The 25,386-nt window shown below is 63.1% G+C and carries 24 protein-coding genes; 9 read left to right on the top strand and 15 right to left on the bottom strand.

Annotated features, from left to right (window positions below):
* Positions 1–19: 19 nt before the first annotated feature.
* Positions 20–1,105, bottom strand: coding sequence for a DNA integrity scanning diadenylate cyclase DisA (gene disA / locus H7C86_RS06780; RefSeq protein ID WP_024487741.1), 1,086 nt, complete (start codon positions 1,103–1,105; stop codon positions 20–22).
* A gap of 96 nt (positions 1,106–1,201) precedes the next feature.
* Between disA and H7C86_RS06775 the strand changes: the two genes are divergently transcribed.
* Complete coding sequence (locus H7C86_RS06775; RefSeq protein ID WP_019746834.1) at positions 1,202–1,762, top strand: PaaI family thioesterase; 561 nt, start codon at positions 1,202–1,204, stop codon at positions 1,760–1,762.
* A gap of 23 nt (positions 1,763–1,785) precedes the next feature.
* On the opposite strand, the gene radA is transcribed toward H7C86_RS06775, so the two are convergent.
* On the bottom strand, positions 1,786–3,219 hold the full coding sequence (radA, locus tag H7C86_RS06770) for a DNA repair protein RadA (RefSeq protein WP_003945739.1): 1,434 nt from the start codon (positions 3,217–3,219) through the stop codon (positions 1,786–1,788).
* A gap of 97 nt (positions 3,220–3,316) precedes the next feature.
* Positions 3,317–3,952 (bottom strand): copper chaperone PCu(A)C, encoded by a 636-nt coding sequence (locus H7C86_RS06765; RefSeq protein WP_021342814.1) that lies wholly within the window; start codon positions 3,950–3,952, stop codon positions 3,317–3,319.
* Positions 3,953–4,217: 265 nt separating this feature from the next.
* Between H7C86_RS06765 and carD the strand changes: the two genes are divergently transcribed.
* The 5 genes from carD to rlmB are packed head-to-tail and all read left to right on the top strand — an operon-like array spanning position 4,218 to position 8,290.
* Entirely contained in the window at positions 4,218–4,706 is a 489-nt protein-coding gene (carD, locus tag H7C86_RS06760) for an RNA polymerase-binding transcription factor CarD (RefSeq protein ID WP_003945666.1), read from the top strand.
* A 22-nt stretch (positions 4,707–4,728) separates the two neighbouring features.
* On the top strand, positions 4,729–5,427 hold the full coding sequence (ispD, locus tag H7C86_RS06755) for a 2-C-methyl-D-erythritol 4-phosphate cytidylyltransferase (protein WP_080908898.1): 699 nt from the start codon (positions 4,729–4,731) through the stop codon (positions 5,425–5,427).
* A complete protein-coding gene (gene ispF / locus H7C86_RS06750) occupies positions 5,428–5,904 on the top strand; it encodes a 2-C-methyl-D-erythritol 2,4-cyclodiphosphate synthase (protein WP_020968387.1) in 477 nt (158 codons plus the stop codon).
* Between the two features lie 11 nt (positions 5,905–5,915).
* A complete protein-coding gene (cysS, locus tag H7C86_RS06745; RefSeq protein ID WP_003945830.1) occupies positions 5,916–7,310 on the top strand; it encodes a cysteine--tRNA ligase in 1,395 nt (464 codons plus the stop codon).
* Positions 7,311–7,312: 2 nt separating this feature from the next.
* Positions 7,313–8,290: a 23S rRNA (guanosine(2251)-2'-O)-methyltransferase RlmB gene (gene rlmB, locus H7C86_RS06740; RefSeq protein WP_020906105.1), complete on the top strand. Its 978-nt coding sequence runs from the start codon at positions 7,313–7,315 to the stop codon at positions 8,288–8,290.
* Positions 8,291–8,324: 34 nt separating this feature from the next.
* Here the strand turns inward: rlmB and H7C86_RS06735 are convergent, their stop codons facing one another.
* Together H7C86_RS06735 and H7C86_RS06730 are read right to left on the bottom strand one after the other, a co-directional pair.
* Complete coding sequence (locus H7C86_RS06735) at positions 8,325–10,106, bottom strand: ABC transporter ATP-binding protein (RefSeq protein ID WP_080908899.1); 1,782 nt, start codon at positions 10,104–10,106, stop codon at positions 8,325–8,327.
* The gene (locus tag H7C86_RS06730; protein ID WP_031330913.1) at positions 10,103–11,731 is read right to left on the bottom strand and encodes an ABC transporter ATP-binding protein; all 1,629 of its coding nucleotides are present in this window, start codon (positions 11,729–11,731) and stop codon (positions 10,103–10,105) included. The genes H7C86_RS06735 and H7C86_RS06730 overlap by 4 nt, the downstream gene beginning before the upstream one ends.
* A 199-nt stretch (positions 11,732–11,930) precedes the next feature.
* Between H7C86_RS06730 and H7C86_RS06725 the strand changes: the two genes are divergently transcribed.
* A complete protein-coding gene (locus H7C86_RS06725; RefSeq protein WP_029254436.1) occupies positions 11,931–12,920 on the top strand; it encodes an iron-siderophore ABC transporter substrate-binding protein in 990 nt (329 codons plus the stop codon).
* Positions 12,921–12,924: 4 nt separating this feature from the next.
* Here H7C86_RS06725 and H7C86_RS06720 read toward each other — a convergent pair whose 3' ends face one another.
* Both H7C86_RS06720 and H7C86_RS06715 read right to left on the bottom strand, forming a co-directional pair.
* On the bottom strand, positions 12,925–13,722 hold the full coding sequence (locus tag H7C86_RS06720) for an AraC family transcriptional regulator (protein ID WP_031332820.1): 798 nt from the start codon (positions 13,720–13,722) through the stop codon (positions 12,925–12,927).
* Positions 13,723–13,894: 172 nt separating this feature from the next.
* Positions 13,895–14,617 (bottom strand): hypothetical protein, encoded by a 723-nt coding sequence (locus H7C86_RS06715; protein ID WP_225989632.1) that lies wholly within the window; start codon positions 14,615–14,617, stop codon positions 13,895–13,897.
* A gap of 366 nt (positions 14,618–14,983) precedes the next feature.
* Between H7C86_RS06715 and H7C86_RS06710 the strand changes: the two genes are divergently transcribed.
* Positions 14,984–15,625, top strand: coding sequence for a hypothetical protein (locus H7C86_RS06710; protein WP_070385792.1), 642 nt, complete (start codon positions 14,984–14,986; stop codon positions 15,623–15,625).
* 88 nt (positions 15,626–15,713) lie between these two features.
* On the opposite strand, the gene H7C86_RS06705 is transcribed toward H7C86_RS06710, so the two are convergent.
* The 7 genes from H7C86_RS06705 to H7C86_RS06675 all read right to left on the bottom strand — a co-directional run bounded on the left by H7C86_RS06705 (position 15,714) and on the right by H7C86_RS06675 (position 21,612).
* Positions 15,714–16,406, bottom strand: coding sequence for an LpqN/LpqT family lipoprotein (locus H7C86_RS06705; RefSeq protein ID WP_182261284.1), 693 nt, complete (start codon positions 16,404–16,406; stop codon positions 15,714–15,716).
* A 77-nt stretch (positions 16,407–16,483) separates the two neighbouring features.
* Entirely contained in the window at positions 16,484–17,356 is an 873-nt protein-coding gene (locus tag H7C86_RS06700; protein ID WP_182261283.1) for a biotin-dependent carboxyltransferase family protein, read from the bottom strand.
* 57 nt (positions 17,357–17,413) lie between these two features.
* Positions 17,414–18,028 (bottom strand): allophanate hydrolase subunit 1, encoded by a 615-nt coding sequence (locus H7C86_RS06695; RefSeq protein ID WP_182261282.1) that lies wholly within the window; start codon positions 18,026–18,028, stop codon positions 17,414–17,416.
* Positions 18,025–18,786, bottom strand: coding sequence for a LamB/YcsF family protein (locus tag H7C86_RS06690; protein ID WP_182261281.1), 762 nt, complete (start codon positions 18,784–18,786; stop codon positions 18,025–18,027). Before H7C86_RS06690 ends, H7C86_RS06695 begins: the two co-directional genes overlap by 4 nt.
* Positions 18,787–18,820: 34 nt before the next feature.
* Positions 18,821–19,702, bottom strand: a complete 882-nt coding sequence (locus H7C86_RS06685; RefSeq protein ID WP_003945811.1) for a metal ABC transporter permease — start codon at positions 19,700–19,702, stop codon at positions 18,821–18,823.
* Complete coding sequence (locus H7C86_RS06680; RefSeq protein WP_029254441.1) at positions 19,699–20,559, bottom strand: metal ABC transporter ATP-binding protein; 861 nt, start codon at positions 20,557–20,559, stop codon at positions 19,699–19,701. The genes H7C86_RS06685 and H7C86_RS06680 overlap by 4 nt, the downstream gene beginning before the upstream one ends.
* A 102-nt stretch (positions 20,560–20,661) precedes the next feature.
* Positions 20,662–21,612 (bottom strand): metal ABC transporter solute-binding protein, Zn/Mn family, encoded by a 951-nt coding sequence (locus H7C86_RS06675; protein ID WP_019746850.1) that lies wholly within the window; start codon positions 21,610–21,612, stop codon positions 20,662–20,664.
* Between the two features lie 139 nt (positions 21,613–21,751).
* On the opposite strand from H7C86_RS06675, the gene H7C86_RS06670 reads away from it, so the two are divergent.
* Complete coding sequence (locus H7C86_RS06670) at positions 21,752–22,840, top strand: LacI family DNA-binding transcriptional regulator (protein ID WP_007733995.1); 1,089 nt, start codon at positions 21,752–21,754, stop codon at positions 22,838–22,840.
* 3 nt (positions 22,841–22,843) lie between these two features.
* Here the strand turns inward: H7C86_RS06670 and otsB are convergent, their stop codons facing one another.
* The gene (gene otsB, locus H7C86_RS06665) at positions 22,844–25,384 is read right to left on the bottom strand and encodes a trehalose-phosphatase (RefSeq protein WP_019746851.1); all 2,541 of its coding nucleotides are present in this window, start codon (positions 25,382–25,384) and stop codon (positions 22,844–22,846) included.
* Between the last annotated feature and the right edge of the window lie 2 nt (positions 25,385–25,386).

The following is a 25,386-nucleotide window of genomic DNA, read 5'->3' as shown; positions in this document are numbered from 1 at the left end:
GCAAGCCCGAACAGGCCCGCTAGTTGAACGATCCGGTGATCGACGTCTCCGCGAGCCGGGAAAGTCCCTCACGGATGTGACGGGCCCACAGCCCGCCGATGCCCTCGACCGACTGCAGATCGGCAGCCGTAGCGGCCAGCAGCGACTGGAGAGTGCCGAAGGATCCGACCAACCGGTGGATCTGATGGAACTGCAATCGAGGCACACGCATCAGTACGCGATATCCGCGAGGAGTCATCGGAGTGTCGAGGGCTTCGATCGTGCCCGGATAACCGAGAACACGCGCAAGAGTCGTGAGATCGAGTAGGTCGGCGTCGGTGACACGATCGAGTGCGACGAGTACGTTGTCCATCGCCGCGGTGCCGATGGGTTCGGGGCCGGCAAGATAATCCCGAACGATCAGTTGACGTGCAATGTCGTTGTCGCCGACCAGTTCTTCGAGCTGCAGTGCCAGCTGGCGACCGTCGGTGCCGAGCTCGAGGACATCCTGCTCGATTTCGATCGACACACGGCGAACCATTTCGAGTCGCTGTACGACGGTCAACGCGTCGCGCAGAGTCACGAAATCCTCGATCTCGACCACCGACAGTTGCCGTGTCACTTCGTCGAGTCGCGCTTTGTATCGTTCGAGCGTCGCGACGGCCTGGTTGGCGCGCGAAAGTATGGTGGCCGAGCCGTCGATGACGTGCCGGATACCACCGACGTACACACTGACGATCGACATCGACTGACTGACCGAGACCACGGGATAGCCGGTTTGAATTGCCGTGCGCTCGGCGGCACGGTGCCTGGTGCCGGATTCGACGGTGGGAATCTTGTGATCGGGAACCAGTTGGACATTGGCGCGCACGATGCGTGTGCCGTCCGTCGAGAGGACTACCGCGCCGTCCATCTTCGAGAGCTCGCGCAATCGGGTCGGTGCGAACTCCACGTCGAGGTTGAATCCGCCGTCACACAGCGCTTCCATCTCCTCGTCGTATCCGAGGACGATCAGCGCGCCGGTACGTCCGCGCAGAATTCGTTCGAGCCCGTCTCGCAAAGCGGTACCCGGCGCCAACCTGGCGATGGTCTCTCGCAATGCCGACGACGACTGTGTGTCCGCCATCGCACTGATCATTGAGAAACTCCCTGCTGAGGTCGATGTCACTTCGGTCGGGTCCGATGCCTGCGCCGGACTGATCCCCGTTTAGATTACCTATCCATGAGTAGTACCTGGACCCTGCCTGATGACCTGACTGTCCCGGAGCCGGTCGAATTCTTTCCGGCCGCCGGCGAGAAGTTGCCTCAGCACTGGTCGAAATGCTTCGGCTGCGGCGACGACCAGCCTGCGGGAATGGCGATGAGTTTCAGGGCTGGTGACGGGTTGGAAGTGACGGGCCGTCTGGAGGTCGCCAAGAAGTATCAGGGCGGTCCGGGGGTCATTCACGGCGGCATTTTGTCGACGGCTTTCGACGAGGCTCAAGGCATGGCATGTATGGCCCTCGGCTCGCCCGTGGTGACCGGGCACCTCGAGATCGACTTCGCCCGACCGATCCCGTTGGGATCGGTGCTCGAATTTCGGGCTCGCATCGACGGCGTTGTGCGCCGCAAGGTCTACACCAGCGCGGAAGCGGTGATCGTCGAAGGTCCGACAGCGGATCCGGACACGGTGGTGGGAACGTCCCGCGGACTGTTCCTGACCATCACGTCGGAACACTTCGCCAAGACCAAGGAGTTCGTGGACGGCGAACCGACTTCCCCGTTCGGCACCTCGTCGGTCTGACGCGGTAGTCGGCCGCAGGCCGGTTACTTCACCGGAGTGAGCTTGGGGCGAGACGGGGCTTGTTTGCCGCCCATCAATCCGGCATAGGCGAGTGCCTCGGCCAGGTTCGCTACTTCGTTGACGCGCATGCCGGGAATGTTCGGGCCGGAATCGACCGGCACGATGGCGCTGGTGAATCCCAATCTGGCAGCTTCGATCAGCCGTCGGTTCACGCCGGCAACTCGTCGAACCTCTCCGGCGAGTCCGACCTCGCCGAGGATGACGAGCCCCTTGGGTACAGGTTTGGCTTTCACAGCGGAAGCGACCGCTATGGCAAGAGCCAGATCGGCACCCGGCTCGGTCATCCGCATACCGCCGACGGTCGCGGCGTAGACGTCGGCCTTCGAGATCGACACCCCGACGCGGCGCTCCAACACGGCCAGAACCATGGCCACACGGGCGGTGTCGAGCCCGCTGACGGCTCGACGAGGTGTCGGTAGAGGCGTGGCGGCGACGAGGGCCTGAACTTCACCGAGTAGCGGTCGCTTACCGTCCATCATCACGGTGACAGCCGTGCCTTCCACGGCTTCTTCGCGGTGATGCAGGAACAGGCCGGACGGATCGCTGATCTCGTTGATGCCCTGCTCGCTCAGCTCGAAGCATCCCACCTCGTCGGCCGCACCGAATCTGTTCTTGACGCCGCGGACCATGCGCAGCGTGGAGTGCTTGTCGCCTTCGAAGTGCAGAACCACGTCTACGAGATGCTCGAGCGAGCGCGGTCCGGCGACGGCGCCGTCCTTGGTGACGTGGCCGATCAGAAGCACCGGGATTCCACTGGCCTTCGCCAGGGAGGTCAAGGCGCTGGTGACGGCCTTGACCTGAGTCACGCCGCCGACGACTCCGTCGACGTCGGCAGCAAGCATGGTCTGCACCGAGTCGACGATGACCAGGGTCGGCTTGACCTGCTCGATGTGGCCGAGGATGGTCGCGAGATCGGATTCGGCCGCCAGATACATCCGTTCGTGGACAGAGTTGGTGCGATCTGCCCGAAGTCGGACCTGACCGGCGGACTCCTCGCCGGTGACGTACAACGCTCGATCATCCGCGCTGCGCATCGCCCAGCGGTAGACGACCTCGAGAAGTAGCGTCGATTTTCCGACTCCGGGCTCGCCCGCGAGCAGCACCACCGAACCAGGTACGACGCCACCGCCGAGGACGCGGTCCAACTCGCCGATCCCGGTGGGCTTGGCCTGCGTCGAGGTGCTGTCGATCTGTGTCAGCGGCGTGGCCGGCGTCGTAGGGAGCACGGCGCTCGATCCCGCTTTGGCGAGTGATGCGCCGGCGCGACTGGCGACGGGTGCCACTACCGCGACCTCGGTCATCGAGCCCCACGAATCGCAGTCCGGACATCTACCGACCCACTTGGGCACTACCGACTGGCATTCGGAGCATCGGTAGTTCGATTTCACTTTGGCCACCGGGACAGACTAGAGGCGGGGTCCGACATGGACCCCGCCTCTAGTGTGATTCTTAAGTTGTTCTGCGAAGCGCAGTGTGCGCCTTGGTGATTCGGGCTCAGTGCCCGGCTTCTGCAACGTCGGGCGACTTGTCCGACTCGTTGCGCTCGAGCTGCGGGCCTGCGTCGACCGGTACGTCGACGGTGACCGAGCCGGCCTTCTCGAACTTGAAGGTGATCGGGACGGTCAAGCCGGGGCGAACGCCTGCCTTGATGTCCTGCAGAACGACGAGAGTGAGCGCAGCGGGTGCGTCGTCGTTCTCTTCGTTGTTCTTGATCTGGGTCTCTGCCTCGGTCGCGGCACCTTCGCCTGCGGGCAACTGGCCGGCCTGCAGCGACGTCTGCGGCTTGATCGTCAAGCCACCTACCTCTTCACCCGCGATGACGCGTGCTGCGTAATCGGTGGTGATGCTGACGAGCTTGTCCGTGGTCTCGGCGCTGTCGTTCACGACGGTGAACGCGAGCACGGCGTTGCCGCCCGGCTCGATGCTGTATTCCTCGGACGAGGGGTAGGCGATGTGCACGTTGCGCAGTGCGATCTCACCGAGGTTGGCGCTGTTGCCGTTCACGGCGGCCTGCTGGACGGCGGTCTGGCTCACCTGTCCGGAACCGCAAGCGGACAGCGCGATGGCTGCGCCTGCAGCCAGTGCAATGGCGGTAGCGACTCGACGAGTCGGCTTACGGATAGCAGTCACGATTTGTCCTCCACGGCGTCAGGTTCGCACTCCACTAGGCAGAGTAGTAGATAAGGTCCCGCGGGCTGGCCGTCGGGTCGCCACAACGGTTGTCTGCGTGGGCTTTCAGTCGGTTATGCAGGGGTGCTCCAGACCAGTTGAATGCACGTACAACAAGCCCTGTCAACCCCTACGCTCGAGCAAGGATGCCCCTGACCTGCACAGTTGATGAGTGGTCGGTTCTTTCACGTGTTAAACTAGTGGAATCGAAAGGGGCACGGGACACATGATTTTCAAGGTCGGAGACACCGTCGTATACCCCCATCACGGTGCGGCGCTGATCGAAGCTATCGAAACCCGCACCATCAAGGGTGAGCAGAAGGAGTACCTGGTTCTGAAGGTCGCTCAAGGCGATCTCACAGTACGGGTTCCTGCAGACAACGCAGAGTACGTCGGAGTTCGTGACGTGGTCGGCCAAGAAGGCCTCGACAAGGTTTTCCAGGTTCTGCGAGCACCGCACACCGAGGAGCCCACCAACTGGTCTCGTCGATACAAGGCAAATCTCGAGAAGCTTGCCTCAGGTGACGTGAACAAGGTTGCGGAAGTTGTTCGTGACCTGTGGCGTCGTGAGCAGGACCGCGGGCTTTCCGCTGGTGAGAAGCGCATGCTCGCCAAGGCTCGTCAGATTCTCGTCGGAGAGCTCGCGCTCGCCGAGGGCACTGACACCGAGAAGGCAGAGACCATTCTCGACGAGGTCCTCGCGGCCGCGTCCTGACTGCAACACAACAAAGCTGACAGTGGCAGTAGTAGCCCTGGTACCTGCCGCAGGTCGGGGAGTGCGATTGGGCGAGAAATTGCCCAAGGCATTTGTCGAACTCGGTGGGTGCACCATGCTTGCACGCGCGGTCGATGGACTCCGGAAATCCGGAGCGATCGACCGCGTTGTTGTCATTGTGCCGCCTGAACTGGTCGAATCCGTCGTAGCCGACCTCGGTCGTGCATCGGACGTCGACGTCGTCGGTGGTGGTGCCGAAAGAACCGATTCGGTTCGAGCCGGTCTCAGTGCTGCCGGCGATGCAGATTTTGTACTCGTGCACGACGCCGCGCGGGCATTGACACCGCCGGCGTTGATCGCGCGCGTCGTCGACGCTCTCCGAGCCGGCAGCTCCGCTGTCATCCCGGTACTCCCGGTTACCGACACGATCAAGTCGGTCGACGTACTCGGCGCAGTCACCGGAACGCCTCTGCGTTCGGAGTTGCGTGCGGTTCAAACTCCTCAAGGCTTCTCCACCGACGTCCTGCACAGTGCGTACGACGCCGGTGACGTCGCCGCGACCGACGACGCCGCTCTGGTGGAGCGTCTCGGTGTTTCGGTGCAGACGATTCCCGGCGACGCTCTCGCCTTCAAGATCACCACTCCGCTCGACCTCGTCCTTGCACGGGCGCTCCTGATCTCGGAGACAGAGTTGAGCGCGGACTCACAGGACGGAAAATAGATGCGCGTCGGTCTCGGCACGGATGTTCATCCCATCGAGGTCGGCCGACCTTGCTGGATGGCCGGGTTGCTGTTTGAGGAAGCAGACGGGTGCTCGGGGCATTCGGACGGCGACGTCGCCGTCCACGCGCTCTGTGACGCGTTGCTCTCCGCCGCAGGTCTTGGCGACCTCGGTTCGGTTTTCGGCACCGGCAGGCCCGAATGGGACGGCGTGAGCGGCGCTCGAATGCTTGCCGAGGTTCGTCGACTGCTCGAAGAGAACCAGTTCACCGTCGGCAACGCCGCGGTGCAGGTCATCGGCAACCGACCGAAGATCGGGCCGCGACGCGACGAGGCGCAGAAGGTGCTCTCGGACATTCTCGGCGCGCCTGTTTCGGTGTCCGCGACCACCACGGACGGGCTCGGCTTGACCGGTCGCGGCGAGGGGATCGCCGCCATGGCCACCGCGTTGGTCATGACAACCGAACACGACAGGTAAGATCGCTGGTCGTGACCCTGCGCCTATACGACACCGGTACGCGGGCCCTTCGGGATTTTGTTCCGTTGGCCCCCGGACATGCATCGGTGTACCTGTGTGGGGCGACAGTTCAGGGCGATCCTCACATCGGACACGTTCGTAGCGGCGTCGCTTTCGACGTGCTGCGACGCTGGCTGTTGGCGCACGGCAACGACGTTGCCTTCGTGCGCAACGTGACGGACATCGACGACAAGATTCTCAACAAGGCCGCCGGCGCCGGTCGACCTTGGTGGGAGTGGGCGGCGACGTTCGAGCGGTCGTTCACGTGGGCCTACGACCAACTGGGTGTGCTGCCGCCGTCCATCGAGCCGCGGGCCACCGGTCACGTGACGCAGATGGTCGAGATGATGGAACGCCTGATCGAGAACGGCCACGCGTACGCGGCGGGCGGCGACGTCTACTTCGACGTGCAGAGCTACCCCGAGTACGGCGCACTGTCCGGCCACAAACTCGACGACGTTCATCAGGGCGAGAGTGCGGCCGAGGGTAAGCGCGATCCTCGCGACTTCACCCTCTGGAAGGCCGTCAAGCCCGGTGAGCCCTCGTGGCCGACACCGTGGGGACCTGGCCGTCCGGGCTGGCACCTCGAGTGCTCGGCCATGGCGGAGTTCTACCTCGGGGCGGCATTCGACATCCATTGTGGTGGACGCGATCTCGTCTTCCCGCACCACGAGAACGAAATTGCGCAGGCCAAGTGCGCCGGCGACGATTTCGCTCAGTACTGGTTGCACAACGGCTGGGTCACGATGAGTGGCGAGAAGATGTCCAAGTCGTTGGGCAACGTTCTCTCGGTGCCGAACGTGCTCAAGAAGGTTCGTCCGCAAGAACTTCGGTACTACCTCGGTAGTGCGCACTACCGTTCCAATCTCGAGTACTCGGACGAGGCGTTGGACGAAAGCGCGAAGTCCTACCAGGGGCTCGAGTCGTTCGTCCTGCGCACACACAAGCGTGCGGGTGGCGTCGAACTCGGTACTTGGACCGAAGGTTTCGCGGCGGCTCTCGACAACGACTTGTCGGTGCCGATCGCGTTGGCCGAGATTCACGGCAAGGCGAGCGAGGGTAATTCCGCGCTCGCTGCCGGTGATCTCGACGCGGCTCGGGTGGCTGCCGGTCAGGTGCGGGCCATGCTCGCGATCCTGGGCGTCGACCCACTCGACGAGCATTGGACGCAGTCCGGTGGCGACACCGAGACGGCAATGGAAGCTTTGGACGTGTTGGTGCGGGCCGATCTCGATCGTCGGCAGCAGGCACGTACGGAAAAGAACTGGGCGGTGGCGGACGAGGTCCGCGATCGCCTCATCAAGGCGGGTATCGAAGTAACCGATACTCCCGACGGACCCGAATGGTCCCTTAAGGCAGGGCAGTAACAATGGCTGGAAACTCGAGCAGGCGCGGCGCAGTCCGTAAGGGCGGCACCAAGAAGGGCCAGGTTGCCGGTTCCGGTGGCCAGCACAAGCGTGGTCTCGCCGGCCGCGGTGCTACCCCTCCCGCCGAGGCACGCACCAAGCACCCAGCGGCAAAGCGTGCAGCGCGCGCCGCCCGGGCCGACGAGAAGCAGAACCAGGGCCGCGGTGGCCGTCCGGGGCCGGGCCGCAAGGTTCTCGACGGTCCCGAGACCGTGCTCGGTCGCAACCCGGTGGTGGAGTGCCTGCGCGCGGGTGTTCCGGCGACGGCGCTGTGGGTGGCTGTCGGTACCGAGAGCGACGACCGGTTGAAGGAATCCGTTCAGCGGGCTGCCGACGCCGGTATCTCCATCCTCGAGGTGCCGCGCTCGGATCTGGATCGCCTCAGCGCCAACGGTCTTCACCAGGGCATCGCTCTGCAGGTTCCGCCGTACCGCTACGCGCACCCGGACGATCTTCTGTCCGAGGCACGTAAGCACGCCGAGCCGCCACTGCTCGTCGCGCTGGACAACATCACCGATCCCCGCAACCTGGGTGCCGTTGTGCGCTCGGTCGCAGCTTTCGGTGGACACGGCGTCGTGATTCCGGAGCGTCGTAGCGCGAGCGTGAGTGCTGTCGCTTGGCGTACCAGCGCCGGTGCTGCCGCTCGTCTGCCGATTGCTCGGGCAACCAACCTCACCCGCACGCTCAAGGACTGGGCGTCGAAGGGTGTTCAGGTCGTCGGTCTCGACGCCGAAGGTGACACCACTCTCGACGATTTCGACGGCAGCGGTCCCGTGGTGATCGTGGTCGGTTCCGAGGGCAAGGGCCTTTCGCGCCTCGTCCGCGAGAACTGCGACGCGATCCTGTCGATTCCGATGGCGGGTCCGGTCGAGTCGCTCAACGCCTCGGTTGCCGCCGGAGTCGTCCTGGCGGACATCGCCCGCAGGCGTCGTAGCAGCTGAGTTGTAACGGCTTTCAGGTGAGCCTGGCGGGGTTCTAGCTCCGTACCGACCAGGCTTCCCACAGTGCAGCGTAGGAACCGTCCGCGCCGATCAGTTCGTCATGTGTCCCGCTCTCGACCACGCGGCCACCGCTCATGACGAGTATGCGATCGGCGCGGACTGCTTGGCTCAGGCGGTGTGCGATCACCACGGCAGTCCTGCCGGTGACTGCGAGCTCGGCTGCCTGATCGAGTAGACCTGCTGCAGTGGTTCCGGCTTCGGCAGTCGCCTCGTCGAGGATGACGACGGGCGGGTCGAGCAGAGCCAGCCGGACGAGGGCTATGTGCTGTGCCTGTGCCGCCGTCAACTGGTACCCGCCCGCCCCGACCCTGGTCTCGAGCCCGTCCGGAAGCTCATGGATCCATTGAGCTTTCATCGTTTCGACGGCTTCGGTGATCTTCGCATCGTCCGAATCTGGTGCGCACAACCGGAGATCGTCGGCGATCGTCCCGACGAACACGTGAACTTCCTGGCTGACCAGGACGACTTTGTGCCGAAGTTCGGCATCACTCAGGTCGTCAATCGGTGTGCCGTCGACGGTGATTCGCCCGTCCCCGACGGGAATGATGCCGGCAATCAGTTTGGCGAGTGTGGTCTTTCCGGCACCACTGCTGCCGACGACGGCGATTCGTTCCCCCGGTGCGATCGAGATCGAGATCGAATCGATCACCGGGGTGGAGTTGTCGTACGAGTAAGAAACCCGCTTCACGTCGACTCCGATGGGTGCGGACCGAGCCGAGGCAGGAATGCTCGCGGGACGCCCGGGCATCGCGGTGACACCGATCAGGCGAGCCAGGCTGGCACCCGCATCCTGCAATTCGTCGATGTTCGAGAGAAATACCGCGATGGGGCTGAACAGACTGTGGAAGTAGAGCGCAGCGGCGGTAGCGGCCCCGATGGACACCGATCCCGTGGTCACGAGCCAGTAGCCGACGCTCAGGACCGCGGCCAGTCCGAGCAGTTCGGCGCCGTTGAGTTGAGCGAAGAAGTTGGTGCGCAGTCGAACTGCCTGCATGTCGAAGCTGATGGCATGCTCGGAGGTCTCGGCGATTCGGCCGATGTGCTCGTCGGTTCGACGCAGGGCAGTGACAGTACCTGCACCACCCAGGGTTTCGATGAGCTGCTGTCCCCGCCTGGCCTGCGCAGCGCGAGAGCGTCGGTAGACGGGTCCGGAGCGTCGGAGGAAATGGCGAAGAGCGAAATAGTGAATTGGTGCAACGGCAACGATTGCCACGGTGAATCGCCAATCGATCACTCCCACACCGACAAGCGTCAGTGAAATCATGAACAGGGCGGACACCGTTGCGGGCAGCACCCGTGCGATAACGGTGTTGACCGCTTCGACGTCACCCGAGACCCGGGAAATCAGATCACCGGTTCCGGCATCCTCGACCAGTGACGACGGCTGCGCGAGCGTGGCGGCGAACACGTCCTCACGAAGATCGGCCAGCACGTTCTGCGCGACATTCGCGAGAAGCTGTGTGCTCCACCAGGTCAGCGCAACTCCTGCTGCCGCTGCACCGAGCATGAATGCGGTGATACGCAGAAGTGAGACAAACGGTTTGCCCTCCGTAACCGCATCGACCATGAGCCCGAGCAGCGCCGGGGTGGACAGGCCGCAGGCCGTAGCGGAGAGAAGTACGACGGTCGTGAGTGCGAGCGCTCGCCCCCGTGGCCGAAGCAGTGCGATCAATGCGCGGACCGTCTGTGTGGTCGACGCGATCGGCAAGGCAGATGTAGCCGGAACAGCAGATGCATCCGGAAGGGTGTCGGTCACAGTGAGTCTCCGTCCCGAGCGGCGTGGTCGATCGTGACGACACGGTCACACGAATGGAGCAAGGTCGGACTCGAGGTGATCACCACAATGGCCTTGTCGGGAAAGTTTCTCAGTGAGTGTGCAATTCGATGTTCGGTGACAGAGTCCACGGAAGTGGTGGGTTCGTGGAGGACCAGGATCGGCTGGGGTTGATGCAAAGCGCGGGCGAGGAGAAGGCGTTGCCGCTGACCTCCGGAGAGTTTCTTTCCTTGCTCACCTACCTCGGAGAGGTGGCCGTCGGGCAGATGCGTCAACACGTCGTCGAGCGCAGATGACGTCATTGCCGACGAGTCGACGTTCGGTGCAGCCAGATTGTCGAAGACGGTGCCGGTGAACACGGTTCCTTCATGAGCGGAGACGAACACCTGATCGCGAACTCCGTCCGGACCGAGTTCGGTTGCATCGGTGCCGAATACGAAGTAGCAGTCGGGGTCCAGCGGAGTCTGAAAGGCGAGTTGGCGTGCCAGTCGGTGAGCGGAATCGTCCGCGCGCACGCCCACCACCTCGCCGCGGCGAGCTGAGACGACAGTTCCGTTGTCCGTCGAAATCAGCAGGGCGTCTTCACTTCTGACAGCGCTGATCGGGGCGGTGGAGGGCGGCGATTCGATCAGGTGCGGCTCGGCCAGGAGTTCGGACAGCCTGCGTGCGGAGCCTCGCTTGGCAGCGAGTTCTGCACCGAAGAACCCCAGAGTTTCCATCGGACCGGCAATGACCCTGCTCAAGCCGACAACGGTGACGAAGTTGCCCACGGTGATCGTGCCTTGATGCGCCATCCACGCGGCTCCAAGTGCGACCGACGCCAGCACCAACGCGGAGACCCCGGAATTGAGCGCGGTCAGACTGGACATTGCTCTGACCGTCCGGATCGCTGCTTTCATCGACGCCCGGCTCGCCTTGACGTATCGCGACAGGGCAGTGGGCTCAGCCCCGAAACCCTTCAGTACTCGCAGTCCCAGCGTGAAATCAGTTGCAAGCATGCCTGCCTCGGCTGCCTTCTTCTGCTCTGCATACACACGCTCGTCCAGTGGACCGCTGATCTTGTGAATGAATACGAGCTGCGCAGCAGTGATGAGTACGACGATCAGTGCGAGCGGCCACGAGACGAAGGCAAGCGAAATCACTGCCGCGGCGAGCCCCGCAAAAGCTGAGCCCTGTTCGGCGACAACCCAGGAGAAGCCCGAGACGTGTGAGGCGTCCGAGGTGGAGATGGTGAGAACTTCACCCGTCGAGCGCTGAGCTTGCATGCCTCTGGCATCGAGTACCCGTCTGGCAGCGTTCAATCGTAGATCGTGTTCGCCGTAGACGAAGACCTGCGTGTTCAGGCGAACCGCGATGCGCCACGACAGAGCAAGTCCCACGAACAGAGCACACAACACAGCAAGCCATACGAGAAGTGCTGTGCTGTCGGACTTTCCGATTGCACGGTCGACGACGGTACCGATCAGCACCGGAATGAGGGCTTGAGCTACCTGATACGACGCCTGGCCGGTGACGGCTGCAACCAGTCGCGGGCCGCGTCCGGAGGAGAACGATCCGACTCTGATCATCTCCATCGGACCGGAACGAGTTTCGGGCAGCGCTGACACTCGTGAAACTCCTCGCCCAGATCTGAACACTCGTTGTGCAGTTCTACGGTAGAGCCGGAGCGGGTGCGGAAAGTGCTCGCAGATGCCAAGGGCTACGCGGCAGCGGACAGATGGAGTATCGACACCCCATTACCGGGATCAGGTCTCGATATACCTGCCTGGTCGAAACAAGTACGTTTGCAAAGAGAGCTGACAGAAGATGAAAAGCACTACCCGAATAGTGGCTGCGTTGGCCGCGATTGCCCTGCTCGCAGGCTGCCAGAGCAGCACCGAGTCAACAGCGTCGGAGGACACGACGCAGTTGGCCGAGGCCGGCGCTCTGCCGGTCACCGTAGATCACGCGTACGGCTCGACCACCATCGAGACCGAACCTCAGCGGATCGTGACCATCGGCTGGAACAGCCAGGATTCGGTCCTCGCACTGGGCAAGACGCCCGTCGCCATGGAGTCGTTCAGTGGGGCAGGCTTGGAGAACGGAATCCTGCCGTGGGACGAAGAAGTGTTGGGCGACGTCGAACCCACGTTGCTCGACAGCACTTCCGGTGTGCCGTTCGAGCAGATCCTGGCGTTGGAGCCGGACGTGATCATCGCGGTGGTCTCGGGAATCACCGAAGACGACTACGCACGTCTTTCTCAGATCGCACCCACGATTCCGTTCAAGGAGACCGCCTGGGCGACTACGTGGCAGGAGCAGATGTCGACCATCGGTTCAGTACTCGGACAACCGAAGCGGGCGGCTGAGCTGATCGAGGAAACTGACGATTCCATAGCCGACCTGGCTGCTGGGTCCCCGAATCTGAACGGGAAAACCTTGACCTTCCTGTCGGGAAACATCGACGGCCTCACCAATTACTGCGCCGACGACGGCAGAGTCATCCTGATGTCCCAGCTCGGACTGAAGCAGTCGGCCGGAAGCGCAGAGCTGTGCGGCGACACCCAGGGGTCGGTGACTGCATCGCGCGAACAGTACAACGAACTGGACGCGGACGTGATCGTGCTCAACGACGCGAGTGGTCAGGGGCTCCCCGGATTGATGGGGGACAAGTTGTTTGCCGACCTGCCGGCAGTCAAGGACGGCAGGCTGATTCAGCAGCTCGGTCTGGCCCGAGTGATGGCACTGGCTTCGCCCACGTCGCTGAGCGTCAAATATGCCTTCGCCGAACTGGTCTCGAAGATGAACGGCTTCTGACCAGTTAGGCTGACAATTCGCACGCGTCCGAGTAATAGTTCTTCGGTGTTCGTCCGGTGACCTTGCGGAACACGCTGGTGAAGGCGCTGGGGGTTTCGTATCCGACGCGACGGCTAACCGTCGAAACAGGAACGCCCGCAGCGAGATAGGACATCGCGGCGCGGACGCGAACTTGAATCCTCCACTCGGTGAAGGACATCCCCGTTCCCTGAGAGAACACGCGGCTCAGGGTACGGGGGCTTCCGCCGACCACATAGGCCCAATCGGCAAGCCCGCGTTGATCGGCGGGGTCGGCGATCAAGCGGCGTGCAACGGCGAGGGCCCGGGGATCGGCGGGCATCGGCACTGCGACATCAGCCGCCTCGATGGGCGCGAGCGTGTCGAAGACTACGGATTCCGCCCGCAAGCGAGCCTCGGTAGGCATGTTTCGCTGGTGCAGATGGATGAGCATCGTCTTGACCACGTCGTCGATGCCGATGATCGCGGGCTTCGTCCACGGGTGGGGGAACGACTCGGGCCGGAAATAGGTGAAACGAGCTTCGGTGGATGCGCCGAGCGTGATGCGCCGTGGAGTTCCAGCCGGAATCCACATGCCGACCGTCGGTGGGATCTGCCAACGAACGTCGTCGATGTACGCGCTCATCTCTCCGGAAGCGCCCCACAGGAGTTCGTGCTCGGGATGGCGGATCTCACGCCACGCGCGCTTCTGATCGCGCCCGATGGTGGACGTCGTCATCGAGAAGGGGAGCGGAACGTACCGGCCTGCCGGCACAGCCCAGTACGGAAATCCTGTGGAACTCATCGGTGGATCATACCGCGAATGACTTAGGTAATGCTTTCCTATTTGGTTCTTCGACGCAGGGCACGACGGAGTGCGGTCGCGACAAAAGGCCGAGGGTGGCACCGAGTCCGAAGACTCGATGCCACCCTCGATCACATTCCCCGACGGAGTGTTTACAGGTGGAGCAGGTGAATCAGCTGCCGTTGGCCAGGACACCGCTGATGATGTCGGAGATGAAGCCGGCCGGGTTGTCGAGGATGGAGGAGCCGGCCGAACCGGTTCCGCCCTCGCCGTCAGAAGAGCCGAAGCCCAGATCTGCCGAGCCCGATGCGGCAGCCTCGCCGGGGTTCTTGGCGCGGATCTTGGCGTAGACATCGCCGATGTTCTGATCACTGCCCCACAGCGAGATGCCGATGGAACTGGGGAGCTCGACGTAAGTTCCCGGCTGTGCGTTGTCCGGAACCAAGTAGCTCACTTCGAAAGTGACTGTCTTGCTGCCGGTGATCGAGACATTCCAACCCGCATCGGGAATTGTGACGGTGCGCGCCGCATTGTCGACGGTGGGGGACACCTTCTCGGTTTTCTGAGTCAGTCCGAGAAAGTGCCATGAATCGATCGAGGCGCTGTCCTTGATGTAGGTGTATCCGGCCGGGAAACGGTCGACGAACTTGTTGACGAAGAAGTCCGGATGGCCGTTGGCCGAAACCGTGGTGCGGACGGTCAATTTTCCGCCGGGCGCCACTTCTCCGTCGCCTACGACGCTCTTGGTGATCGTGACTTGGTTCGAAGTCACGGTGTTGGTCTTCGGGTGCGCGGCATCTGCGTGCGCAGCTCCGGTGCCGATGAGAAGTCCGCTGGTTGCAAGCGCAGCGATTGCTACTCCGGTGAGTGTTTTGCGCATTGAGAAACGTGACATGAAATTCTCCGTTCGAGGGGTTCACGCTGACGGCGATGGGGATGACTCTTCAAAGGTTGCGCCGTGGTAACCATTGAAACCTATCGGACGCTTGCCTATGTGTCAGTTCGGCAGAATTTACGGAAAAGTCCGAATTGAGAGGACTTTTTCGACCTTGATTGCCTGTTGTTAACTGATTGGCGACCAAGTCGGCGAAAAGCTGGGCGAATGTCCAGGTCGACTGTATCGTACTTCGAGAGTCGGGTTGCAACAAGTTTCAGTAATCAACGAATTCGGTTGTCCTGGAACCTCACAGAGTGGAGATTGTTCGTGGCAAAGTTTGGATCCAGGAATCGTAGACTGTCCACCGTTGGAGCTGGTTTGGGGGTGATTGCTCTTGCTGTGGGCGCAAGCGCGCTGGGTGCGGGAGTCGCGACTGCCGAGACGGCAACTTCTGGTGCCTACACATTTACTCGCACCGTGGACAATGCGTCCCCGAAGGTCGGTGACACGATCACTTACACGACAGTGTCGAAGAAGAGCGGAATCGACGGATATATCAGCAGGTTCACCGAGACGCATGCCGCATGCTTGACCTTTGTCCCGGGCTCGGCGAAGGTCACGAAGTTTCACGTTGGCGGGACGATGACCGAAACCACTGAAACTCCGGAACTGACAGCCACGACGCTCGAGGTGACCAGTGCCGGCTGGATCAACAACGGCAGCAAACCGGTGACCATGAAGACCAGCTACACGGTCACTGCTTCGTGTGCGCCGGGAACCGTGTACGGAAGTGGATTGGCGGTAGGTGCCACGGTGATGGGCAACGGATTCCAGTCGAGTGCGAATTTCGCCAACTTGGGCCCGTCCATCACTGTCCGCGCCGCGGATGTGGTCGATCCCGTTGACCCGGTTGATCCCGTTGATCCGGTTGATCCCACTGGCCCCGGAACCGGTGGCGGAACCGGATCGCTCGGCTCGTTGAGTGGTGGCCTCGGTTCCCTCAGCGGACTGTTCGGCTCGAGCTAGTCGAGAGTTGTGAAACGGCGGGCCGAGACTGTCGTAGTCTCGGCCCGCCGCGGTTGTTCGGTGATCAAGTGCTCAAATCATGAGGTGCTCAGCCGAATTCGATCGAGGTGTTGATTTCTTCCACCTGGTTGGAAGTCTGCATGTTCGTCGTGTCAGTGAACTGATTCGCAAAGCTGACCAGGTAGACCGGCGAGTTGTCGTCGGCTTGGTAAGCGACGACCGTCATGACGGCGTAGAGCGGAACGTCCAGGTTTGGGGCGGTCCAGGTTCCGGAGAGGCGGAACCCCTGCTGTCCGTCGACGTCGATCTCGGTGTACTTCACTTCTGTCCACCCGTCGAGGGTGGCGATCGTGTCACGCGCAGCGGCAAGAACCTCGTCTTTTGTTGCGGTGCCTTGGTTTTCGACCGTCACGGTGGTGTTCGGCATGAAACCGCTGGGTTCCTGGCTGTTGCTGGACAACGCATCAGTAACGCCGGCAGGGATGTTCTCACCGTGAGTCCAGCTTGGCGGGAGGCTGACGCTGATGTTCGGCGCTTCGGGGTCGTCGCCGGTTTCGATCGTCGTCCGCTCACCGATGAACGGTGTCCCGTCCCGCAAAGTCGGCGTCGCGGGAGCGGCAGACGACGAGGATGCAGAACTTTCGGAAGCGGTGGTCTCACTGGTGTTGGTATCACTGGAGACAGCGTCGCCGCTTTCCGAACTGCTGCATCCGGACAGGACGAGTGCAGCAGTGATCAGTGACGCTATTCCGAGAGCAAGTGTGCTGCTCTTAGGGCTCATAGTGTGACAGTCCTTCAGGTTCTGGCGACGGCCGAGCGCCGCCGGCAGCATTGCTGGCGCGGCTGAGACTATCAGCGCTAGGGCGGCCTGGTAGTGGCCTTCAAGGTAATGGTGCTGCCGGGCCGCAGCTGTGCCAGCGACGCAATCCCAGCGTCGGAAACGACGGCGATGACCGGGTATCCGCCAGTCACGGGATGGTCGGCCAGAAATACGACGGGCTGGCCGCCTGGCGGCACCTGGATGGATCCCATCACGACGCCTTCGCTCGGCAATTCCTCGGTGCGTGAGCGATGTAAAGGCCCTTGGCCCTGTAACCGGACCCCGACTCGGTTGGTGTGTTCGGTGACTTTCCACGTGGTGTGAAGGAGCGCGTGAACGGATGCGGCGGTGAACCAGGAATTTCGGGGGCCGAGCGTGATCTCGATCGGAACTGCGCCGAGTGCAGATGCCGGCGGTGGAATCAACTCTTCGGTGGGCCACGTCCCTTCCTCTGCCCCGAGGAGGAGTAGATCACCGGCGGCGAGCGGCGGCGGCCCGAGCCCGGAGAGCGTGTCGGTGGATCTACTGCCGAGTACCTGCGGGACGTCGACGCCACCGCGCGCAGAGATGTACGTTCTCAACCCGGTTGTGCTGTAACCCAATTCGATAGTGCTGCCACCGCCCAGGTGGATGCTCGCGTAGTCAGGTGCCGGCCGTCCGTCGACGGCCAGCGGCACCCGCGCGCCTGTCACTGCCACCGTCATCGAACCGACGGCCCGCATCGCAAAACCCCCAGTGGTGACTTCGATGGTTGCTGCTCGAAAAGTGTTGCCTACGAGTCTGTTCGCGCTGTCGTGCGAGATCATGTCGACGGCGCCGGATCTGCCGACCCCGAGAGCGCCGTAGCCTCTCCGCCCGCGGTCCTGAACTGTGGCGAGCGGGCCGGTACGCACTACCTCGAGCCAGGCCATGAATCCATTGTCCCGCAACAACGCGGTGAAGACACCAAAATCATGCTTGCACCGAAATCATGCACGGACAAAGGTGACTGTGGTGCCGGGTAGAAGCAGCGCCGGCGGGCGGCGCTCGGCATCCCACACCGACAGTTCCGTCATTCCGATCAACTGCCAGCCGCCCGGGGAGCTACGCGGGTAGACGCCCGAGAACGGTCCGGCCAACCCGACTGCACCGGCCGGGACCTGCCTGCGCGGGTCCGATCGACGTGGAACTTCGAGCTTTCTCTCGTTGCTGGTCAGATACGCGAAGCCGGGGGCGAAACCGATGAACGCGACGGTCCACGACGCAGACGTGTGAGCCTCGATGACACCGTCGACCCCGAGTCCGGTCAGCTTGCCCACTTCGACGAGATCGCCGCCGTCGTAGCGGACCGGAATCGCGACAGCAGGCCAGCTCTCGTCTGCTGTGAGTTCGATCGGTACGGCCCCACGTACCCATTTCTCCACGAGTTTGTGCCCGGTGATCGTGTTGTCGTACTCGATCAGGATGGTTCGCGCCGCGGGAATCAGATCGATCACTCCGGGGATTCGACTGGCGTCGAGAGCCCTGAAGTTGCCCAGCACGCTCGGCAGTTCGTCGTACTCGACGAGGACTGCGGATTCACCGGCGGGCAGGATCGTGATCATGTGAACGGTGTGATCTCGACGTCGGAGGATTCGAGGAGATCGCGGATCGCTACGGCCATGTCGACGGCTGCCGGACTGTCACCGTGTACGCACACCGACTCCGCGGTGATTTTGAGGGTGCTCCCGTCGACCGCATCCAACTCGCCGTCGACGACCATTCGCCGAACCCGTTCTGCAACAAGCGCCGGGTCGTTCAGAACGGCGCCCGACTCGGTGCGGGGGACCAAAGTGCCTTCTGCCGTGTACGCGCGATCGGCAAAAGCCTCGGCGACCACGTCGAGGCCGGCTTCGCGCGCCTCTTCCAGAAACACCGAACCAGGTAGTCCGAGAACAGGTAGCGAACTGTCGTAGGCAACGACGGCGGCGACCACAGCCCGCGCCTGCCGTCGGTGATGGACTATTGCGTTGTAAAGCGCGCCGTGGGGTTTGACGTACGTGACCCGCGATCCGGCGACACGAGCCAAACCGTCGAGTGCCCCTATTTGATAAATGACGTCGGCGGTGAGGTCTTTCGGGGACATGTCGATGAAGCGTCGGCCGAAACCGGCGAGGTCTCGGTAACCCACCTGCGCGCCGATCCGCACGCCGCGGGTGGCTGCGGATTCGCAAGTAGCCAACAGCGTCGTCGGGTCGCCGGCATGGAATCCGCAGGCGATGTTCGCGCTGGTGACAAGTTCGAGCATGGCGTCGTCGTCGCCCAGGGTCCAGGCTCCGAAGCCCTCGCCGAGGTCGCTGTTCAGATCAACGCTGTAGCCCATACCTCGATTCTAGGTAGGTATGGGCTCTCGGTGTTCAGGCGTGCGCCGGAATCCGTCCCGCATTCTTGCGACGTGCGGATCCGAAGAGTCGGCATATCAGGTAGATCACGAACGAGACCGAGGTGACGAAACTCGAGACGGGAACGCCGGGTGCCAGCGAGAGAAGGATGCCGCCGACGGCTGCCAGTTCGGCGAACACGACGGAGAGGATCGTGGCCTTGAGTGGGCTTGCCGTGACGTACGCGGCGGCCGCTGCGGGGGTGATCAGCAGCGACATCACCAGCAGCGCACCGACGATCTGTACGCCGAGTGCTGCGGTGATGCCGACCAACACTGCGAACACGATCGACAGTGCCCGAACCGGAACACCGCGAGCTGCAGCAACTTCGGGGTCGGTGCTCGCGAACAGCAAAGGGCGATAGATGAATCCGAGTGTGCCGATCACGATGACCGCGCACAGCAGAAGAAGTTCGAGACCGCTGTTTCCCGGCGCCACGATCTGTCCGACCAACAGTGAGAAGCTGGTTCCCGTGCGACCGTCGTACGCCCAGAGGAACAACACCGACAAGCCGAGACCGAAAGCCATGATCACGCCGATCACCGAATCTCGGTCGCGCGCTTTGGCTCCGAGCAGCCCGAACAGCACTGCCGCGACCACGGATCCGACGATGGCACCGAAGCCGACGCCCACACCGACGAGAAGTGCGGCGGATGCACCCGTCAGTGACAGCTCACTCGTTCCGTGCACCGAGAACGACATCTGACGACTCACGATCAGCGGCCCGATGATGCCTGCCAACAATCCGAGGATGGCACCGGCAATCAACGCCTGTTGGACGAAGTCGTACTGCAGTAGGTCGACGGTGGCGGACACGTCGAACATCCGCGACATCGCGTCGGTGAACTTGTTACTCACTGGTGGTGATCCTCATCCGAATGGTGAACGCCTTCTCCCGGACGTAGTCCGCCTGCGCTGCCGAGCGCGTCGATGGCGTCTCCGGTGCCGATCACGACGAGGCGGCCACGAACCTGCAACACTTCGACGTCGGTGTTGTACAGATCCGAGAGAACCTCGGACGTCATCACTTCGGCCGGCGTCCCGATCCGGAATTTGCCGTCCACCAGATAGAGCACTCGATCGACCAACGGCAGGATCGGATTGATCTCGTGCGTCACGAACAGCACTGCGGTGTCATGGCTGCGCCGACGCTTGTCGATCAGCGTCGAGACCAGGTGCTGGTTGGCGAGGTCGAGGCTGAGCAGCGGCTCGTCGCACAGCAGGATCCGCGGGTCGCCGACCAAAGCCTGCGCGATCCGCAGTCGCTGCTGCTCACCGCCGGACATGGAACCGATGGGAGCGTCGGCAAACGACTGGGCGCTGACCTGTGCGATGGCGTCGTCGACGATCTTGCGGCGACGACCCCGACGAAGTAGGCCAGTACCCCACTGGTGACCGTCGACGCCGAGGCCGACCAGGTCGCGGCCGCGGAGCGGGAGGCCGTCGTCGATGGATTTCTGCTGCGGGATGTACCCGACGTGTGAGTTCCCGGCCCGTGCCGGCGTGCCGACGATCTGTGCACTACCGCCGCTGAGTTGTAGTTGGCCCAGCAGAATCTTCAAGAGCGAGGTCTTGCCCGACCCGTTCGGCCCGAGTACGGCGATGAACTCACCTGGCTGTACCTCGAGATCGAGCCCGTCCCACAATGTGCGGGCGCCGAAAGACAATCGAGCGTCCTTCAGCGTCACAGCGGGCACGGAGGCCTTCGAAGGCACGGTGTTACCAGGAGGCACGGTGTTACCAGGGGGCACAGGAGTATTCGCGGAAGTTTCTGTCACAAGCCGATCGGTTCTTCTCGGAAATCGTGGGGCAAATAATTACTGGGCAGAGAGGGCGTTTGCGAGCGACTCCGCGGTCTGCGTCTGCCACTGAATGTAGTCCAGGCCCTCGGGGAGAGTCTCCGTAACCTCGACGACGGGCACTCCGGCGGTTTCGGCTGTGGTGCGCATGTCCTGGGTCACTTTGTCCTGCGTCTGGATGTTGTAGACCAGTGCGCGGGCCTGCTTCTCCGAGAGGAGCTGGCGCGTTGCGGCGATTGCGGCCGGTGAAGGATCGTTGCCGTCTTCGATGGCACTGGTGAACTCTTCGGGAGTTGCGTCCTTCAGTTCAGCTGCGACCAGGAGGTAGTGCGCGATCGGCTCGGTCTGCGCCACCGGTGCGCCCGCGTGGGCAGCGGCTATGGAATCGGTGATCGCTGTGACGCCGGCGAGCTTCTGGCTGTATGCCTTCGCGTTGTCCTCGTAGGTCGCCGCGTTGTCCGGATCGAGAGCGCTCAGCTGATCGGCAACCGAATGTGCGACGGCGTCGACGGTCGGAATGTCGAACCAGACGTGTTCGTTGACTGCGCCGTGGGTGTGACCGTCATGCGATTCGCCCGCGGTTTCGCCGGCGTGGATGCCACCGTCGAGCAGGTTGTAGGCGTTGACCGTCTTCTGCTCACCCTTGCCCGCGTCGAGGACGTCGGTGATGAACTGGTCGTAGCCGCCACCGTTGTAGACGACAAGCGATGCGTCGGTGATCTTGGCGGCATCGGCTGGAGTCGCCTCGAACGAGTGCGGGTCCGCGGACGGCTCGTTGATGATCGACGTCACGGTCAGCTTGTCGCCGGCGACGGCCTGCGCGACGTCGCCCCACACGTTCGTCGATGCGACGACGGTGATGCCTTCGTCTTTCGACGAGCTGGAGCTGCACGCGGTGAGCGCGAATGCTGCGGCGACCGAGACGGCCGCGAGGGCGGTGGCGGTGCGGAATTTCGACGACGAACGCACGTGCTTTTCTCCTGAACAAAGGCTGGGCTAAATGCTATTGGAAACCGTTACCGTTACACATTAGCGCATAGTCGCTGGTAGTTCACCTTCGGTTCAGCCCCAACGCGCCGTCTGCGGGCACTACGGCTAACGTCCGTTTATGCCCCGGTCCCGTCAGCCACGCCGTCAAGCCACTTTGGCGTCGCTTGCCGCCGAGCTCAATGTGTCGAGAACTACAGTCTCGAACGCGTACAACCGACCCGATCAGCTCTCCGTCGAGCTGCGGGATCGAGTGCTCCAAGCGGCCAAGCGACGCGGATATCCCGGACCCGATCCGGTCGCCCGCTCCTTGCGAACTCGCAAAGCCGGTGCCGTCGGTCTCCTGCTCACCGAAGCACTCAGTTATTCGTTCCGCGACCCGGCCGCAATGAGCTTCCTTGCCGGTCTCTCGGAATCGTGTGAGGACGCCGGCCAGGGCTTGCTGCTCATCCCGGCCGGGCCCGGCCGCGACGAGGTGGATGCTGCCGCCGTGGTCCAGCAGGCGGGCGTCGACGGCTTCGTCGTCTACTCGGTGGCCGACGACGATCCGTATCTCGCTGCCGTGCTCGAGCGTCACATTCCGATCGTCGTGTGTGACCAGCCGCGCGAGATTCCCGGTGCATCCCTCGTGGGCATCGACGACCGCGCTGCCATGCGCAAGGTCGCCGATTACCTCATCGGGCTCGGCCACCGTGACATCGGCGTGCTCTGCATGAGGCTGGGGCGCGACCGGATGGACGGCGTTGTCAGCCAGGAACGACTCAAGTCCCCGCACTTCCACGTCCAGCGTGAGCGGATCGAAGGAGTGCGCGACGCGATGGTGGCGTCCGACATGGACCCACTCTCACTCACGGTGATCGAGCGGTACGTCCACACATCGCAGTCCGGGCACTCGGCGGCGGCGGAAGCTCTCGCGACCAACCCCGAGATCACCGCACTGGTCTGCACCACCGACGTGCTGGCTCTCGGCGCCTTGGACTGGGCGCGCTGGCAGGGCATCGATGTACCTGGCCAACTCTCTATCACCGGATTCGACGGCGTCGACGAGGCGCTGCGCGAATCACTGACAACGGTGCGCCAGCCCCAGGAAGAGAAGGGCCGGCGCGCCGGTGCGCTCCTGATGTCGCCGTCTGGATCCGGCGTTCCGATAGTCGAGATGCTCGACACCGAACTACTGGCAGGGCGAACATCAGGTCGGATCAAGGGGTAGCGCTCACGCCAGGAGTTGGGCGCAGCGCAACAATCCCAGATGGCTGTACGCCTGGGGATGGTTGCCCAACGAGCGTTCCGCGATGGGGTCGTACTCCTCCGCGAGTAGTCCGGTAGGACCCGCTGCCGCGACCAACTGGTCGAACAGTGCCTCTGCTTGCAGGCGTTGTCCGATAAGTAGGTAGGCCTCGACGAGCCAGGCGGCGCAGAGGTGGAATCCACCTTCGATGCCGGGCAGGCCGTCGTCGTGATGGTATCGGTATACCGTTGAGCCGCTGCGTAGTTCAGCCTCGGTGGCTACGACGGTTGCAGCAAAGCGTGGATCCGTCGGATCGATCAGTCCCGACAGTCCGATGTGCAGAGTAGCGGCGTCGAGATCGGTACCGTCGTAGGCCGCGGTGTACGACTGGACGTCGTCCTTCCAGCCTTTGTGTCGCACTTCGTCGGCGATCTGGTCACGCAGTTCCGCCCACTCGGGCAGAGCCTCGCGAGAAAAGCGGGTAGCAAGATCGACGGCGCGGTCGACGGTGACCCAACCCATCACCTTGGAATAGACGTGGTGGCGCGGGTTGTCGCGAATTTCCCAGATGCCGTGATCCGGTTCGAACCAGCGCCGCTGCACTGCTTCGACCATGGCGCACACCAGTTCCCAGTCGCGGTCACTCAAAGGATCGGGGGCACCGGCCTTTTCGCGTGCATTCGCCAGTTCGACGATCAATTCGACGATCGGGCCGAACACGTCCAGTTGAACCTGCTGATTCGCGGCGTTTCCGACGCGGACCGGTCTGGAACCGGCGTATCCGGGAAGTGAATCGATGACGGCCTCTGGCGGTAGCGAGGTCCCGTAGAGCGTGTAGAGGGGGTGCAGGCGCTCGGGTCCCGGCAGCGTTTCGAGCACGCGGTGGACCCAGTCCAGATAGTTCTCGGCCTCGTCGGTGGACCCGACGCTCACGAGAGCTGTTGCGGTGAGGGCGGCGTCGCGCAACCAGCAATAGCGGTAGTCCCAGTTGCGGACTCCGCCGATCTCCTCCGGCAGGGATGTTGTGGCGGCGGCCATGATGGAACCGGAATCGGCATGAACCAGCCCGCGCAAGGTCAACGCAGAGCGTTTCATCAAGTCCGGCTTCAGCTTCGGCAGTTCGAGCGTCTTGGCCCAATCGGACCAGTACGCCTCCGAAGTCGCTCGACGCTCGAGTTCCGGAACTTCGGAAGGGCCGAGTTCTTCTGTTCCGCAGCGCAATTCGAGTACGACGTCACCCTTGGACGGCTCGACGATGGCGTGGGCAGTCTGCTGGTTTCCGTCGGTGGCGATGTTCCACAGCACACCAGGGGAGCGGAGCACGTACGGCTCGTTGGTGCCGAGGACCCGAATGCCCTCGTCGACGACCTCGAGCGTGACCTGACCCTGGCCGAACTCGGGACGGGGTGCAAACGAGACGATCGCGTCTGCCTGACCGGAAATGATGCGGGTCAGGTCGGTTCGCCCCTGCGGGACGTCGTGGGGGAGGTAGTCGGTGACGGACAGGCTCGCCCAGCGGGTCTGAACGGTCATCGTGCTGTCGATGTACTTCTGGCTCAGCGGCAAGGCTGTTCGGCGAGGCCCGACCGAGAAGTGGCCGGCCCCGGTTCCGCCGAGAAGGTGCGCGAAGACCGCCGCTGAATCCGGTTCCGGGTGGCACAACCAGGTCAGCGTCGCATCCGGGGTCACCAAAGCGACGGTGCGAGGACTGGCGAGCATCGAGAGTCGCTCGATGGGCGGAGCGTCGGCACCGGAAAGCCACGTACGACGCTCGTCGAGCAGGAATGCCAGAGCGGCAGCGACATCCTCGGTGCTGTCGACGCGATAGTCGGCGACGGTGTCCCCGCTGCCGACCTTGATTCCGATGTCCGGCCCCTGCAGCCTGCTGAACGCCTTTTCGTCTGTCACGTCGTCCCCGATGAAGACGGCAGCGGTAGCGCCGTCCTGATGGCGGATCAAGTCGAGTGCGTGGCCCTTGTCGGTGGCGATGACCGCCAACTCGACCACTGACTTACCCTCGGTGACCTGAACACCCGGCCAGAGGGCCGATTCGGTGCGAACGGCGATGAGCGCCTTCTCGGCGTCGTCGGCGCTCGTGTTGCGTACGTGCAAGGCGACGCTGGCGGGCTTCTTCTCCACAGTTGCGCCGGGGGTATCGGCGGCAATTCGGCCTAATTCGGTGACGATCTCGTCGAGCAGTTTCCTGGCGTCGGCGTCGATTGCGTGAACGAATCCGATGTCGAACTCGGAGCCGTGGCTGCCGACCAATTGCACTTCGGCGGGAAGCCGGGACAGCGCCGCCAGATCCTTGAGGGCGCGGCCCGAGATCACGGCAGCAGTCGTCGACGCCAGGCTGGCGAGGGAGCGGAGCGCACGCACCGTTTCCGCGCGGGGATACGCCTTGTCCGGGTTGGCGACTATGGGTGCCATCGTCCCGTCGTAGTCGGAGGCTACGAGCAGACGCGGCGTGCGTGCCACGCCCGACAGCGCTCGGCGGAGTTCGATGGACAGATCTTGTGCGCTCACCT

Origin of the sequence: Rhodococcus sp. UFZ-B548, from assembly GCF_903819475.1 — a bacterium.
GTDB classification, from domain to species: Bacteria; Actinomycetota; Actinomycetes; order Mycobacteriales; family Mycobacteriaceae; genus Rhodococcus_F; species Rhodococcus_F erythropolis.
Note: the sequence above shows the minus strand (reverse complement) of the source record. Positions and strands in the feature narration are given on the sequence as shown.